The following is a 13170-nucleotide window of genomic DNA, read 5'->3' on the forward strand; positions in this document are numbered from 1 at the left end:
ACAGGTGCAAGGAAGAAGGCTGAAGTCGGAATGAACGCAGACGGCCGTACCAGGCTCAACCAGACGCCCGAGTGGACCGCGCTCGCCAAGCACCGGGAGGCGCTCGCCGGCACCCGGCTGCGGGACCTGTTCGCCGCCGACCCGGGACGCGGCACGGGCTACACCCTTCAGGTCGGCGACCTCCACATCGACTACTCGAAGCACCTGGTCAACGACGAGACGCTGCGGCTGCTGCGGGAGCTGGCCGCCGCCACCGACGTCTTCGGCCTGCGGGACGCCATGTTCCGCGGCGAGAAGATCAACGTCACCGAGAACCGCGCGGTGCTGCACACGGCCCTGCGCGCCCCGCGCGACGCGGTGATCGAGGTCGACGGCGAGAACGTGGTGCCGCAGGTGCACGCGGTCCTCGACAAGATGAGCGCCTTCGCCGACCGGGTCCGCTCCGGCGCCTGGACCGGGCACACCGGCAAGCGCATCCGGAACGTCGTCAACGTCGGCATCGGCGGCTCCGACCTCGGTCCGGCGATGGCCTACGAGGTGCTGCGCAGCTTCACCGACCGCGACCTCACGGTCCGCTTCGTCTCCAACGTCGACGGCGCCGACCTGCACGAGGCCACCCGCGACCTGGACGCGGCGGAGACCCTCTTCATCATCGCCTCCAAGACGTTCACCACCATCGAGACGATCACCAACGCGACCTCTGCCCGCAACTGGCTCCTCACCGAGCTGAAGGCCGGTCCGGAAGCGGTCGCCAAGCACTTCGTGGCCCTCTCCACGAACTCCGAGAAGGTGTCGGACTTCGGCATCGACACGGCCAACATGTTCGAGTTCTGGGACTGGGTAGGCGGCCGCTACTCCTACGACTCGGCCATCGGCCTCTCCCTGGTGATCGCCATCGGCCCGGACCGCTTCCGCGAGATGCTCGACGGCTTCCACCTGGTCGACGAGCACTTCCGCACCGCCCCCGCCGAGTCCAACGTCCCCCTTCTGCTGGGCCTCCTGGGCATCTGGTACGGCAACTTCCACGACGCCCAGTCGCACGCGGTGCTGCCCTACAGCCACTACCTCTCCAAGTTCACCGCCTACCTCCAGCAGCTGGACATGGAGTCCAACGGCAAGTACGTGGCGCGCGACGGCAAGGAGGTCGACTGGCAGACCGGCCCGGTCGTCTGGGGCACGCCGGGCACCAACGGCCAGCACGCCTACTACCAGTTGATCCACCAGGGCACCAAGCTGATCCCGGCGGACTTCATCGGCTTCGCCGAGCCCGTCGCCGAGCTGAGCGGTGAACTCAAGGCGCAGCACGACCTGCTGATGGCGAACTTCTTCGCCCAGACGCAGGCGCTGGCCTTCGGCAAGACCGCCGACGAGGTCCGCGCGGAGGGCGTCCCCGAGGAGCAGGTCCCGCACCGCACCTTCAAGGGCAACCACCCGACGACGACCATCCTGGCGAAGGAACTCACCCCGTCGGTCCTGGGCCAGCTGGTGGCCTTGTACGAGCACAAGGTCTTCACCCAGGGCGCCGTCTGGAACATCGACTCCTTCGACCAGTGGGGCGTGGAGCTGGGCAAGGTCCTCGCCAAGCGCATCGAGCCCGCGCTGACCGAGGGCGCCGAGGTACCCGGCCTGGACGCGTCGACGACGGCGCTGGTGGCCAAGTACCGGGAGCTGCACGGGCGTTAGGCCGGGCATGAAAGAGCCCGTACGGCCGGGAAGGCCGTACGGGCTCTTCTTCTCAGTACTTCGTCACGGCGAAGCCGGCGGATACAGCGACCGTGGCAGCTGGGAGGCTGCCGTCGCGTCCAGGAGCCACAGGGTCCGCTGGCGGCCCTGGGCGCCCGCTGCCGGGGCCTGGATCTCGCCCGCGCCCGAGAGGGCGATGGCGACGGCCTCGGCCTTGTCCTCGCCCGCCGCCAGCAGCCAGACCTCGCGGGCCGCGCGGATGGCGGGAAGGGTGAGGGAGACCCGGGTCGGCGGCGGCTTGGGGGCGCCGTGGACGCCGACCACCGTGCGTTCCGTCTCCCGGACCGCGGGCAGCTCCGGGAAGAGCGAGGCCACGTGGGTGTCCGGGCCGACGCCCAGCATCAGGACGTCGAAGGTGGGCACCGAGCCGTGGTTCTCGGGGCCGGCCGCGCGGGCCAGCTCCGCCGCGTAGGCCTCGGCCGCCGCGTCCACGTCCGTGTCCCAGGGGCCGTCCGACGCGGGCATGGCGTGCACGCGCTTCGGGTCCACCGGGACCTGGTCGAGCAGGGCGTCACGGGCCTGGGTGACATTGCGCTCCGGATCGCCCTCGGGCAGGAAGCGCTCGTCGCCCCACCAGAGGTCGAGCCGGCTCCAGTCGATGGCGTCCCGGGCCGGGGCCGCCGCCAGGGCCGCCAGCAGGCCGTTGCCGTTGCGGCCGCCGGTGAGGACCACGGACGCCTCGCCCCGGGAGGCCTGGGCGTCCACGATCTTCGTGATCAGGCGGGCCGCGGCGGCCTGCGCCATCAGCTCCTTGTCGCGGTGCACGACCAGCTGGGGGGTGCTCATGTCGCCTTCGCCCTCTTCTTCAGCGGCGCCCGTTCCTGGGACGCCGCTTCTGTCGTGGGAGCCTCGGCAGCGGCGCCGGAGGCTGCTGCGTGGGTGACCTGTTCTCCTTTGGGTGACGGGTCCGTCGTAGCGGCGGCCGGTGCCGGGGCGGCCAATACCGGTTCCATAGCGGGGGCCGGAGTCGCGGAGGCGTTCAGGCGGTCCACGCCGAACCGCAGCGCCGACGCGTAGGTGTCGTCCGGGTCGAGCCGGCGCAGCTCCTCCGCGATCAGCTCGGCCGTGTCGCGGCGCTTCAGCGCCACCGCACGGTCCGGCTGGCCGTCGATGGACAGGGTGGCGAGGGAGCCGTCCGCACGGTCGAGCGCGATCGCGCCCTCGCTGGTGGCCAGGCGGACGGCCGTCAGACCGGGACCGGCCGACAGGGAGCGCTTGACGGGGACGTCCAGCCGGTCCGCGAGCCACATCGCCAGCAGCTCGCAGCTCGGGTTGAACTCCTCGCCCTCCACCTCGACCGCCTTGACCTCGCAGACCACCTGGTCCAGGGCCGCCGCCAGCATCGAGCGCCAGGGCGTGATCCGGGTCCAGGACAGGTCCGTGTCGCCGGGGGTGTAGGCGTCCGCGCGGGCGGACAGCTCCCGTACCGGCTGCTCGGAGGAGTAGGTGTCGGTGACCCGGCGCTGGGCGAGGGCGCCCAGCGGGTCCTGCGCCGGGTCGAGCGGGGCGTTCACCGGCCACCAGACGACGACCGGCGCGTCCGGCAGCAGCAGCGGCAGGACGACCGAGTCGGCGTGGTCGGCGACCTCGCCGTACAGGCGGAGGATCACCGTCTCGCCGGAGCCCGCGTCCGCGCCCACCCGGACCTCGGCGTCCAGGCGGGACGCCGTACGGTCGCGGGGGGAGCGGGAGACGCGCTTGATGACGACGAGGGTGCGCGAGGGGTGCTCGTGGGAGGCGTCGCCGCCGGCCTTCAGGGCGTCGTACGCGTTCTCCTCGTCGGTGACGATGACGAGGGTCAGCACCATGCCCACGGCGGGCGTGCCGATGGCCCGGCGGCCCTGCACCAGCGCCTTGTTGACCTTGCCGGCCGTGGTGTCCGTGAGGTCTATCTTCATGGGCGGCGCCAGCTCCGTCCGTCTCGTGCCAGCATCTCGTCGGCCTCGGCGGGGCCCCAGGTGCCGGACTTGTACTGGGCGGGCCTGCCGTGCTTGTCCCAGTGCTCCTCGATCGGGTCGAGGATCTTCCAGGACAGCTCGACCTCCTCCGTGCGCGGGAAGAGGTTGGAGTCGCCGAGCAGCACGTCGAGGATCAGCCGCTCGTACGCCTCGGGCGAGGACTCGGTGAACGACTCGCCGTAGGCGAAGTCCATCGAGACGTCCCGGATCTCCATCGAGGTGCCCGGCACCTTGGAGCCGAAGCGGACCGTGATGCCCTCGTCGGGCTGGACGCGGATGACGATCGCGTTCTGGCCCAGTTCCTCCGTCGCCGTGTGGTCGAAGGGGGAGTGCGGGGCCCGCTGGAAGACCACCGCGATCTCGGTGACGCGGCGGCCCAGCCGCTTGCCGGTGCGCAGGTAGAAGGGGACGCCCGCCCAGCGGCGGTTGTCGATCTCCAGCTTCACCGCGGCGTAGGTGTCGGTCTTCGACCTGGTGTCGATGCCGTCCTCTTCGAGGTAGCCGATGACCTTCTCGCCGCCCTGCCAGCCGGCCGCGTACTGGCCGCGCACGGTCGAGGTGCCCAGGTCCTTCGGCAGCCGTACCGCGCCGAGCACCTTCTCCTTCTCCGCCGCGAGCGCGTCCGCGTCGAAGGAGGCGGGCTCCTCCATGGCGGTGAGGGCCATGAGCTGGAGCAGGTGGTTCTGGATGACGTCACGGGCCGAGCCGATGCCGTCGTAGTAGCCGGCCCGGCCGCCGATGCCGATGTCCTCCGCCATGGTGATCTGCACGTGGTCCACGAAGGACCGGTTCCAGATCGGCTCGTACATGGTGTTGGCGAACCGCAGCGCCAGGATGTTCTGGACGGTCTCCTTGCCGAGGTAGTGGTCGATCCGGAACACCTGGTCCGGTTCGAACACCTCGTGCACGACCTTGTTGAGCTCCTCGGCCGACTTCAGGTCGTGGCCGAAGGGCTTCTCGATGACCGCGCGCCGCCAGGAGCCGCCGGACTGGTCGGCCAGCCCGTGCTTCTTCAGCTGCTGGATGACCACCGGGAAGGAGCGCGGCGGGACGGACAGGTAGAAGGCGAAGTTGCCGCCCGTGCCCTGCGCCTTGTCCAGCTCCTCGATGGTGGAGCGCAGCCGCTCGAACGCGTCGTCGTCGTCGAAGGTGCCCTGGACGAAGCGCATCCCCTGGATGAGCTGCTGCCAGACCTCCTCGCGGAACGGCGTGCGCGCGTGGTCCTTGACGGCGTCGTGGACCTCGGCGGCGAAGTCCTCGTGGGCCCACTCACGGCGGGCGAAGCCGACCAGGGAGAAGCCCGGCGGCAGCAGACCCCGGTTGGCGAGGTCGTAGACGGCGGGCATGAGCTTCTTACGGGAGAGGTCGCCCGTGACGCCGAAGATGACCAGCCCCGACGGCCCCGCAATACGCGGGAGCCGTCGGTCTGCGGGGTCACGGAGCGGGTTCGCTCCGGTACCGGAAAGGGGTGACAGAGTTCAGCCCTCCGAGGGGGCCAGGCGCTCCAGCTCCGCCTGGGTCGACTTGAGCAGGTCGTTCCAGGACGCCTCGAACTTCTCGACGCCCTCGTCCTCGAGTACCTGGACCACGTCGTCGTACGAGATCCCGAGCGCCTCGACGGCGTCCAGGTCGGCGCGGGCCTGCTCGTACGTGCCGGTGATCGTGTCGCCGGTGATGCCGCCGTGGTCCTCGACCGCGACGAGAGTGGCCTCCGGCATGGTGTTCACCGTGTTCGGCGCGACCAGGTCGTCGACGTACAGGGTGTCCTTGTACGCCGGGTCCTTCACGCCGGTGGAGGCCCACAGCGGGCGCTGCTTGCGGGCGCCCGCGTTCTCCAGGGCGCTCCAGCGAGCGGTGGAGAAGACCTCTTCGTACGCCTGGTAGGCGAGCCGGGCGTTGGCGACGGCGGACTTGCCGCGCAGCGCCTTGGCCTCGTCGGTGCCCAGGTCGTTCAGGCGCTTGTCGATCTCGCTGTCCACGCGGGACACGAAGAACGACGCCACCGAACGGATGAGCGACAGGTCGAGGCCGCGCTCCTTGGCCTTCTCCAGACCGGCCAGGTAGGCGTCCATGACCGCGCGGTAGCGCTCCAGCGAGAAGATCAGCGTGACGTTGACGCTGATGCCGAGGCCGATGACCTCGGTGATCGCCGGCAGGCCCGCCCTGGTGGCCGGGATCTTGATCAGGGTGTTGGGGCGGTCCACCAGCCAGGCCAGCTGCTTGGCCTCGGCGATGGTCGCCGTGGTGTGGTGCGCCAGGCGCGGGTCGACCTCGATCGACACGCGGCCGTCCTGGCCGTCGGTCGCGTCGAACACCGGGCGCAGGATGTCGGCGGCGTCACGGACGTCCGCCGTGGTGATCATGCGGATGGCCTCTTCGACGGTGACCTTCCGGGCGGCGAGGTCCGAGACCTGCTGCTGGTAGCCGTCGCCCGAAGAGATCGCCTTCTGGAAGATCGTCGGGTTGGTGGTGACGCCCACGACGTGCTGCTGGTCGATCAGCTCGGCGAGGTTGCCGGACGTGATCCGCTTGCGCGACAGGTCGTCCAGCCAGATCGCGACGCCTTCGTCGGAGAGGCGCTTGAGTGCGTCTGTCATGGAATTACATCTCCTACGTGTCGTATATAGCGTCAGCGCTGGGCGGCGGCGATGGATTCCCGGGCCTTGGCGGCCACATTCTCGGCAGTGAAGCCGAACTCCTGGAAGAGCACCTTGCCGTCGGCGGAAGCACCGAAGTGCTCCAGGGAAACGATGCGGCCCGCGTCCCCGACGTACTTGTGCCAGGTGAGGCCGATACCCGCCTCGACCGACACCCGCGCCTTCACCGAGGACGGCAGCACACTCTCGCGGTACTCGGGCGACTGCTCCTCGAACCACTCCACGCACGGCATGGACACGACGCGCGTGGGCACGCCGTCGGCCTCCAGCTGCTCGCGCGCCTCGACGGCCACGTGCACCTCGGAGCCGGTGGCGACGAGGATGACCTCGGGGGTGCCGTTCGACGCCTCGAAGAGGACGTACCCGCCCTTGACCGTGTCCTCGTTGGACTCGTACACCGGCACACCCTGGCGGGTCAGCGCCAGACCGTGCGGGGCACCCTTGCCGAAGACCTTGGTGTAGCGCCGGAGGATCTCGCGCCAGGCGATCGCGGTCTCGTTGGCGTCGGCCGGGCGGACCACGTTCAGGCCCGGGATGGCGCGCAGCGAGGCGAGGTGCTCGACCGGCTGGTGGGTGGGGCCGTCCTCGCCGAGACCGATGGAGTCGTGGGTCCACACGTACGTCACCGGCAGGTGCATCAGCGCCGACAGCCGCACGGAGTTGCGCATGTAGTCGGAGAAGACGAGGAACGTACCGCCGTAGACACGGGTGTTGCCGTGCAGGGTGATGCCGTTCATCTCCGCGGCCATGGAGTGCTCGCGGATACCGAAGTGGATGGTGCGGCCGTAGGGGTTCGCACCCGGCAGCGGGTTGTCCGCCGGCAGGAACGAGCTGTTCTTGTCGATGGTCGTGTTGTTCGACCCGGCCAGGTCGGCGGAGCCGCCCCACAGCTCGGGGATGACGGCGCCGAGGGCCTGCAGGACCTTGCCGGAGGCGGCACGGGTGGCGACGCCCTTGCCGGGCTCGAAGACCGGGATCTTCTCCTCCCAGCCCTTGGGCAGCTCGCCCGCGGCGATGCGGTCGAACTCGGCGGCCCGCTCGGCGTTGTTGTCACGCCACAGCTGGAAGGACTTCTCCCACTCGGCCTTGGCGGCCGCGCCGCGCTCGCCGGCCTGCCGGGTGTGGGCGATGACCTCCTCGGCGACGTCGAAGTTCTTCTCCGGGTCGAAGCCGAGGACGCGCTTGGTGGCCGCGACCTCGTCCGCGCCGAGCGCCGAGCCGTGCGCGGCCTCGGTGTTCTGCGCGTTCGGGGCGGGCCAGGCGATGATCGAGCGCATCGCGATGAAGGACGGCTTGTCCGTCACCTTCTTCGCGGCCTCGATCGCGTTGTAGATGGCGTGCGGGTCCAGGTCGCCGTCCGGCTGCGGGGCGATGCGCTGGACGTGCCAGCCGTACGCCTCGAACCGCTTGACGGTGTCCTCGGAGACGGCCGTCTCGGTGTCGCCCTCGATCGAGATGTGGTTGTCGTCCCACAGCAGGACCAGGTTGCCGAGCTTCTGGTGGCCGGCCATCGAGGACGCCTCGGCGGAGATGCCCTCCTGGAGGCAGCCGTCACCGGCGATGCAGTAGACGAAGTGGTCGAAGGGGGACTCGCCCTGCGGCGCGTCCGGGTCGAAGAGACCGCGCTCGTAGCGGGCGGCCATGGCCATGCCGACGGCGTTGGCGACACCCTGGCCCAGCGGGCCGGTGGTGGTCTCGACGCCCTTGGTGTGGCCGTACTCCGGGTGGCCGGGGGTCTTCGAGCCCCAGGTGCGGAAGGCTTCGAGGTCTTCCAGCTCCAGGCCGAAACCGGCCAGGTACAGCTGCGTGTAGAGGGTCAGCGACGAGTGACCGGCGGACAGCACGAAGCGGTCGCGGCCCACCCAGTCGGGGTCGGACGGGTCGTGCCGCATCACCTTCTGGAAGAGGGTGTACGCGGCCGGCGCCAGGCTCATCGCCGTACCCGGATGGCCGTTGCCGACCTTCTGTACGGCGTCGGCGGCCAGGACACGGGCGGTGTCGACGGCCCGCTGGTCCAACTCGGTCCAGTCGAGGTCTGTGGTGGTCGGCTTGGTGCTCACCCTGAGTCAGGGCTCCTCTCCACATGTTCGGTTACCGGTCCTCGGGCACACGCCCGTACCGGCTGCCGGTGCACTGGGTGCCCACCGGCCGTTGTCGAGCCTACCCCCGTAAGGACGTGCATTTTTTCGAGTGTTTCCAGACTGCCGGGACTCTCGGGGATCCGCCTCCCGACTGGCCGAGAAGGCATTCGGCACATGAATACGGAACCGCTCATCTGACTGCTCAACCGAGCCCCCGTCCCCCTCTTCCGAGACGCCCCCCAACACGACCCCACCCCCGCGAAGGTCGGGGTATGGGCAACGTCTAAAGTGGCGTGGTACGCGCGAGCCTTTACCGTGAGTTCACACGGCGGGGCTCGCTGGGAGTCTCTGTCAGGGGTGTGCGTGACGGCCGTCGAATCCCGTCCAGCGGGGGTACTCGGTGCGAGCGAGAGCCCGAGTCACCGGCCGTTCGGGGCCCGTGTCCAAGCTTTCGTGGCGCTGACCAAGCCGCGGATCATCGAGCTGCTGCTCATCACCACCGTTCCGGTGATGTTCCTGGCGCAGCAGGGCGTGCCCGACCTGACCCTGGTGCTGCTCACCTGCCTCGGCGGCTACCTCTCGGCGGGCGGCGCCAACGCGCTGAACATGTACATCGACCGGGACATCGACGCGCTGATGGACCGCACCTCGCAGCGTCCGCTGGTGACCGGCATGGTCAGCCCGCGTGAGTGCCTCGCCTTCGGTATCACCCTGGCGGTCGTCTCCACACTGCTGTTCGGTTTCACCGTCAACTGGCTGAGTGCCTGGCTGTCACTCGGAGCGCTGCTCTTCTACGTCGTCGTCTACACGATGATCCTCAAACGCCGTACCTCGCAGAACATCGTGTGGGGCGGCATCGCCGGTTGTCTGCCGGTGCTGATCGGCTGGTCGGCCGTCACGGACTCCATGTCGTGGGCGCCGGTCATCCTCTTCCTCGTCATGTTCTTCTGGACGCCGCCGCACTACTGGCCGCTCTCCATGAAGGTGAAGGACGACTACGCGCGCGTGGGCGTGCCGATGCTGCCGGTCGTCGCCTCCAACAAGGTGGTGGCCAAGCAGATCGTCATCTACAGCTGGGTGATGGTCGGCGTCTCCCTGCTCCTCACCCCCCTCGGTTACACCGGCTGGTTCTACACGCTGGTCGCCCTGGTGGCGGGCGGCTGGTGGCTGTGGGAGGCGCACGGGCTGCAGAACCGTGCGAAGGCGGAGGTGACGGGCGGGAAGCTCAAGGAGATGCGGCTGTTCCACTGGTCGATCACCTATGTGTCGCTGTTGTTCGTGGCCGTGGCCGTCGACCCCTTCCTGCGCTGACCGCACGGGCCCACATCACACCGTCCTGCCCTCGCCAGTGGATCTACTCGTGAGTAGCATCCTGTCCATGGCAGACACGCAGCAGGTTGACACGCAGAAGGCCGGCCAGAAGGCCGAGCGCAAGGTGGCGCGCCTTGCAAAGGAGATCAGCGCCTTCGCCAAGGCCCATGGCGGCGCCGAGGGCCAGGTGGCCTACATCGGCGAACGCGGCGCCCGCATCGTCCTCGTCGGCGAGGACGGCGGCTGGGGCGACCTGGTGGCCCCGACGTACGAGATCGCCGAGCAGGCGGTGCAGAAGGCGGGCATCACCGTCCACGAGTCCTTCGACGGCGAGTTCGCGGCGAAGGTGACGACGGGGCCGTACGAGTGGAAGCGCATGGCGGGCATTCAAATCGGCGGTTGAACAGCGCGCCCCAAAGGGGCGCGGGGAACTGCGCGATCAACCACCGACGACCTGCGGTCGCCACACAACCGGTACTCCCGAGCTGAACCGCGACCTCCATCCCCGTTCACCCGTTAAGACGGACATGCAGCCGTCCACACGGGAGCCCGGATGATCGAGACGCCGAACCTCGTGGACCAGTACTGCCACGGAGTGCTCCGCACCGAGCTGGGCCTGGGCACCTTCGAGGCCCAGCTCGCCCGCACCGAAGGCCCCCCGGCCGCCGGCACCACCCTCTTCGACACCCAGACCGGTTTCGCGGTACGGCGCTGGTGCCCCCCGCTCCTCGGCCTGGAACCCCACTGCGCACCGGCCCGCTACCTGGCCCGGCGCCGCGAACTCGGCGTCCTGGAGGCCGGCCGCCGTCTCCTGCGCGGCAGCGGCATCACCACCTACCTCGTCGACACCGGCCTCCCCGGCGACCTCACGGGCCCCACCGAGATGGCCTCGACCGGCGACGCGGAGGCCCGCGAGATCGTCCGCCTGGAACTGCTCGCGGAGCAGGTCGCCGACACCTCCGGCACCGTCGAGTCCTTCCTCGCCAACCTCGCCGAGTCGGTGCACGGCGCGGCGGCGAACGCGGTCGCCTTCACCTCCGTCGCCGGTCTCCGCCACGGCCTGGCCCTGGCCCCCGAACCCCCCGGCCCCGGTGAGGTGAGAGGCGCGGCCGGCCGCTGGCTGGCGGCCCGCCCGGTCGGCGGCGAGCTGACCGACCCGGTCCTGCTGCGGCACCTGCTCTGGATCGCCGTGGCCTCCGGCCTCCCGCTCCAGCTGCACGCGGGCCTCGGCGAGCCCGGCGCCCGGATCGACCGCACCGACCCGGTCCTGCTCACCGACTTCGTCCGCGCGACCGCGGGCCTCGGCACGGACCTGGTCCTCCTGCACGGCTACCCGTACCACCGCCACGCCGCCCATCTCGCCGGCGTCTTCCCGCACGTCTACGCCGACTCGGGCGCGGCCCTGGTCCGCACCGGCGCCCGCGCCGCCACGATCCTCGCCGAGATCCTGGAACTGGCCCCCTTCGGCAAGATCCTCTTCTCCAGCGGTGCCCACGGCCTGCCCGAGCTGCACGTGGTCGGCGCCCGCCTCTTCCGCGAGTCCCTCGCGCGGGTACTGGGCACCTGGGTCGCCGAGGACGCGTGGTCCCTCGGCGACGCACAACGCGTGGCCAGGCTGATCGCGGCGGGAAACGCGAAACGGGTGTACGGGCTGGAGTGAGCTGTACAGACTGAGCGCGTGGACACCGAGACGTTACTGAGCCGCTTCGTCCGTGAGCTGTCGGCGCTGGACCCCGTCGCCGTGTGGGCGCACGGCTCGCTCGCCGCGGGCGACGACTACCAGGAGGGCCGCAGCGACCTGGACCTGATCGTGGTGCTGCCCGGCCCGGTGACCCCGGCCGTCGTATGGAAGGTCGCCGTCGTGCACGCCCGGCTGCGCACGCTGCCGCTCGCCACCGTCCTGCACTGCACCTATCTGACCCCGGCGACCGCGGCCGACCCGGCCCGGTCCCATCTGACCTGGGCGTACGGGCAGCTGTTCAAACGGCCGGTCGGTCTGGTGACCCGGCGTGAGCTGCACGCCTTCGGACGGGTGCTGTACGGCCAGGAGCCCGCGGGGCTGCTGCCACCGGTGACGGACCGGGAACTCGGCGACTTCGTCGTCCGCGACCAGCGGGACTACTGGCGGCCCGTCGTCGACAAGGCCCCGCTGTGGATCCGGGACGTCTGGGTCGACCTGGGCATGATCACCTTCGCCCGCGCCACCGTCACCGTCCGCGAGGGCCGGCTGATCTCCAAACGCGAGGCGCTGGACCTGCTGCCCGGCCTGGGCGCCCCCGCCGAGGTCGTCGAGGACATCCGGAGCCGCCGCTACGCCGACCCCGCCCCGCCCACCGAGGAGTGGACGGCGCGCCGGGCCCGGCTGACCCGTGACTACCTGGGCCCGGCGATCGACGCGCTCACGGCGTCGTACGCCTGAACGGGAACGTCGGCCGTCACCTCTGCACGTTCCCGCAGCGAGAACAGGACCCGCAGCACGCCGATCCACACCAGGCAGGAGCCGAACATGTGCAGGCCGACCAGGACCGTGGGCAGGTGCGTGAAGTACTGGACGTACCCGATCACGCCCTGACCGAGCAGGATCAGGAACAGGTCGCGGACGCGGTCCCGCGGTCCCTGGGGCGCGTCGACGCCCTTGAGGAAGAACCACAGGGCGAAGGTCAGCGACACCACGATCCAGGCGAAGACCGCGTGCAGCTCGGCGACGCCCGACCAGCTGACGTCGATGCGCTCGACGTCGCCGGAGTCGCCCGGGTGCGGTCCCGCGCCGGTCACCACCGTGCCCGCGGCGATGAGCACCAGCGTCACGGCCACCAGGGCCCACACCAGCTGCCGCACGGCCGTGCCGACCAGCGGACGCGGCTCGCCGTCGCCCTCCCGGGTGCGCTGCCACATCAGGGCGGCGACCGTGATGAGGGCCGTCGCCAGCAGGAAGTGCGCGGCGACGGTGTAGGGGTTGAGGCCGACGAGCACCACGACGCCGCCGAGGACCGCGTTGCTCATCACGATCCAGAACTGCGCCCAGCCCAGCCGGGTCAGACCGCGCCGGTACGGCTTCTGGGACCGTGCGGCGATGATCGCCCAGCCGACCGCGGCGCACAGCACGTAGGTCAGCATGCGGTTCGTGAACTCGATGGCGCTGTGATAGCTCAGCGCGGTCGTCGGGGTCAGCGAGCCGTCGGTGCACTCGGGCCAGGTCGGGCAGCCGAGCCCGGAGCCGGTGAGCCGCACCGCACCGCCGGTGACCACGATCACCACCGACATCACGAGCGCGGCGAGCGCCGCCCGCCGGACCGTCCGGGGATCCGGCGTCCAGCGGTCGGCGATGAAGGCGAGCGGGTTGCGCAGCGCCGCTACGAGGTCGGTGGGGGTCAGCTTTGGCACGGGCACCATGGTAGGGGGCCGCTTGTGCATGCGTTC

General features: G+C 70.3%; 11 protein-coding genes. 5 read left to right on the top strand and 6 right to left on the bottom strand.

Annotated features, from left to right (window positions below; genetic code table 11):
- The first annotated feature begins 30 nt into the window (after window positions 1–30).
- The gene (pgi, locus tag ABZ887_RS07455; protein ID WP_361284044.1) at window positions 31–1683 is read left to right on the top strand and encodes a glucose-6-phosphate isomerase; all 1653 of its coding nucleotides are present in this window, start codon (window positions 31–33) and stop codon (window positions 1681–1683) included.
- A gap of 63 nt (window positions 1684–1746) precedes the next feature.
- Here pgi and pgl read toward each other — a convergent pair whose 3' ends face one another.
- The 5 genes from pgl to tkt are packed head-to-tail and all read right to left on the bottom strand — an operon-like array spanning window position 1747 to window position 8418.
- The gene (pgl, locus tag ABZ887_RS07460; RefSeq protein WP_361284047.1) at window positions 1747–2529 is read right to left on the bottom strand and encodes a 6-phosphogluconolactonase; all 783 of its coding nucleotides are present in this window, start codon (window positions 2527–2529) and stop codon (window positions 1747–1749) included.
- Complete coding sequence (gene opcA, locus ABZ887_RS07465; protein ID WP_361284050.1) at window positions 2526–3641, bottom strand: glucose-6-phosphate dehydrogenase assembly protein OpcA; 1116 nt, start codon at window positions 3639–3641, stop codon at window positions 2526–2528. The genes pgl and opcA overlap by 4 nt, the downstream gene beginning before the upstream one ends.
- Window positions 3638–5176: a glucose-6-phosphate dehydrogenase gene (gene zwf, locus ABZ887_RS07470; RefSeq protein ID WP_361284633.1), complete on the bottom strand. Its 1539-nt coding sequence runs from the start codon at window positions 5174–5176 to the stop codon at window positions 3638–3640. The genes opcA and zwf overlap by 4 nt, the downstream gene beginning before the upstream one ends.
- Before the next feature lie 3 nt (window positions 5177–5179).
- On the bottom strand, window positions 5180–6298 hold the full coding sequence (gene tal, locus ABZ887_RS07475) for a transaldolase (protein WP_361284053.1): 1119 nt from the start codon (window positions 6296–6298) through the stop codon (window positions 5180–5182).
- A gap of 32 nt (window positions 6299–6330) precedes the next feature.
- On the bottom strand, window positions 6331–8418 hold the full coding sequence (tkt, locus tag ABZ887_RS07480; RefSeq protein WP_361284056.1) for a transketolase: 2088 nt from the start codon (window positions 8416–8418) through the stop codon (window positions 6331–6333).
- 378 nt (window positions 8419–8796) lie between these two features.
- Here tkt and ABZ887_RS07485 point away from each other — a divergent pair, with 378 nt between their 5' ends.
- From ABZ887_RS07485 to ABZ887_RS07500, 4 genes are all read left to right on the top strand, one after another.
- On the top strand, window positions 8797–9750 hold the full coding sequence (locus tag ABZ887_RS07485; protein WP_361284059.1) for a heme o synthase: 954 nt from the start codon (window positions 8797–8799) through the stop codon (window positions 9748–9750).
- Window positions 9751–9817: 67 nt separating this feature from the next.
- Window positions 9818–10153 carry a hypothetical protein gene (locus ABZ887_RS07490; protein WP_361284062.1) on the top strand — a complete coding sequence of 112 codons (336 nt, stop codon included), beginning with the start codon at window positions 9818–9820 and terminating at the stop codon, window positions 10151–10153.
- Between the two features lie 150 nt (window positions 10154–10303).
- Window positions 10304–11410 (top strand): amidohydrolase family protein, encoded by a 1107-nt coding sequence (locus ABZ887_RS07495; protein ID WP_361284064.1) that lies wholly within the window; start codon window positions 10304–10306, stop codon window positions 11408–11410.
- 18 nt (window positions 11411–11428) lie between these two features.
- A complete protein-coding gene (locus ABZ887_RS07500; RefSeq protein ID WP_361284066.1) occupies window positions 11429–12169 on the top strand; it encodes a nucleotidyltransferase domain-containing protein in 741 nt (246 codons plus the stop codon).
- On the opposite strand, the gene ABZ887_RS07505 is transcribed toward ABZ887_RS07500, so the two are convergent.
- Complete coding sequence (locus tag ABZ887_RS07505) at window positions 12124–13143, bottom strand: COX15/CtaA family protein (RefSeq protein WP_361284069.1); 1020 nt, start codon at window positions 13141–13143, stop codon at window positions 12124–12126. The genes ABZ887_RS07500 and ABZ887_RS07505 overlap by 46 nt on opposite strands.
- Window positions 13144–13170 lie beyond the last annotated feature (27 nt).

This window comes from Streptomyces sp. NPDC047061 (assembly GCF_040643955.1).
Taxonomy (GTDB): Bacteria; Actinomycetota; Actinomycetes; order Streptomycetales; family Streptomycetaceae; genus Streptomyces.

Coding starts and splice junctions, on each gene's coding strand:
- tal (WP_361284053.1), bottom strand. CDS start 6,298: ATGACAGACGCACTCAAGCGCCTCTCCGACGAAGGCGTCGCGATCTGG.
- pgl (WP_361284047.1), bottom strand. CDS start 2,529: ATGAGCACCCCCCAGCTGGTCGTGCACCGCGACAAGGAGCTGATGGCG.
- ABZ887_RS07490 (WP_361284062.1), top strand. CDS start 9,818: ATGGCAGACACGCAGCAGGTTGACACGCAGAAGGCCGGCCAGAAGGCC.
- ABZ887_RS07495 (WP_361284064.1), top strand. CDS start 10,304: ATGATCGAGACGCCGAACCTCGTGGACCAGTACTGCCACGGAGTGCTC.
- opcA (WP_361284050.1), bottom strand. CDS start 3,641: ATGAAGATAGACCTCACGGACACCACGGCCGGCAAGGTCAACAAGGCG.
- pgi (WP_361284044.1), top strand. CDS start 31: ATGAACGCAGACGGCCGTACCAGGCTCAACCAGACGCCCGAGTGGACC.
- ABZ887_RS07505 (WP_361284069.1), bottom strand. CDS start 13,143: ATGGTGCCCGTGCCAAAGCTGACCCCCACCGACCTCGTAGCGGCGCTG.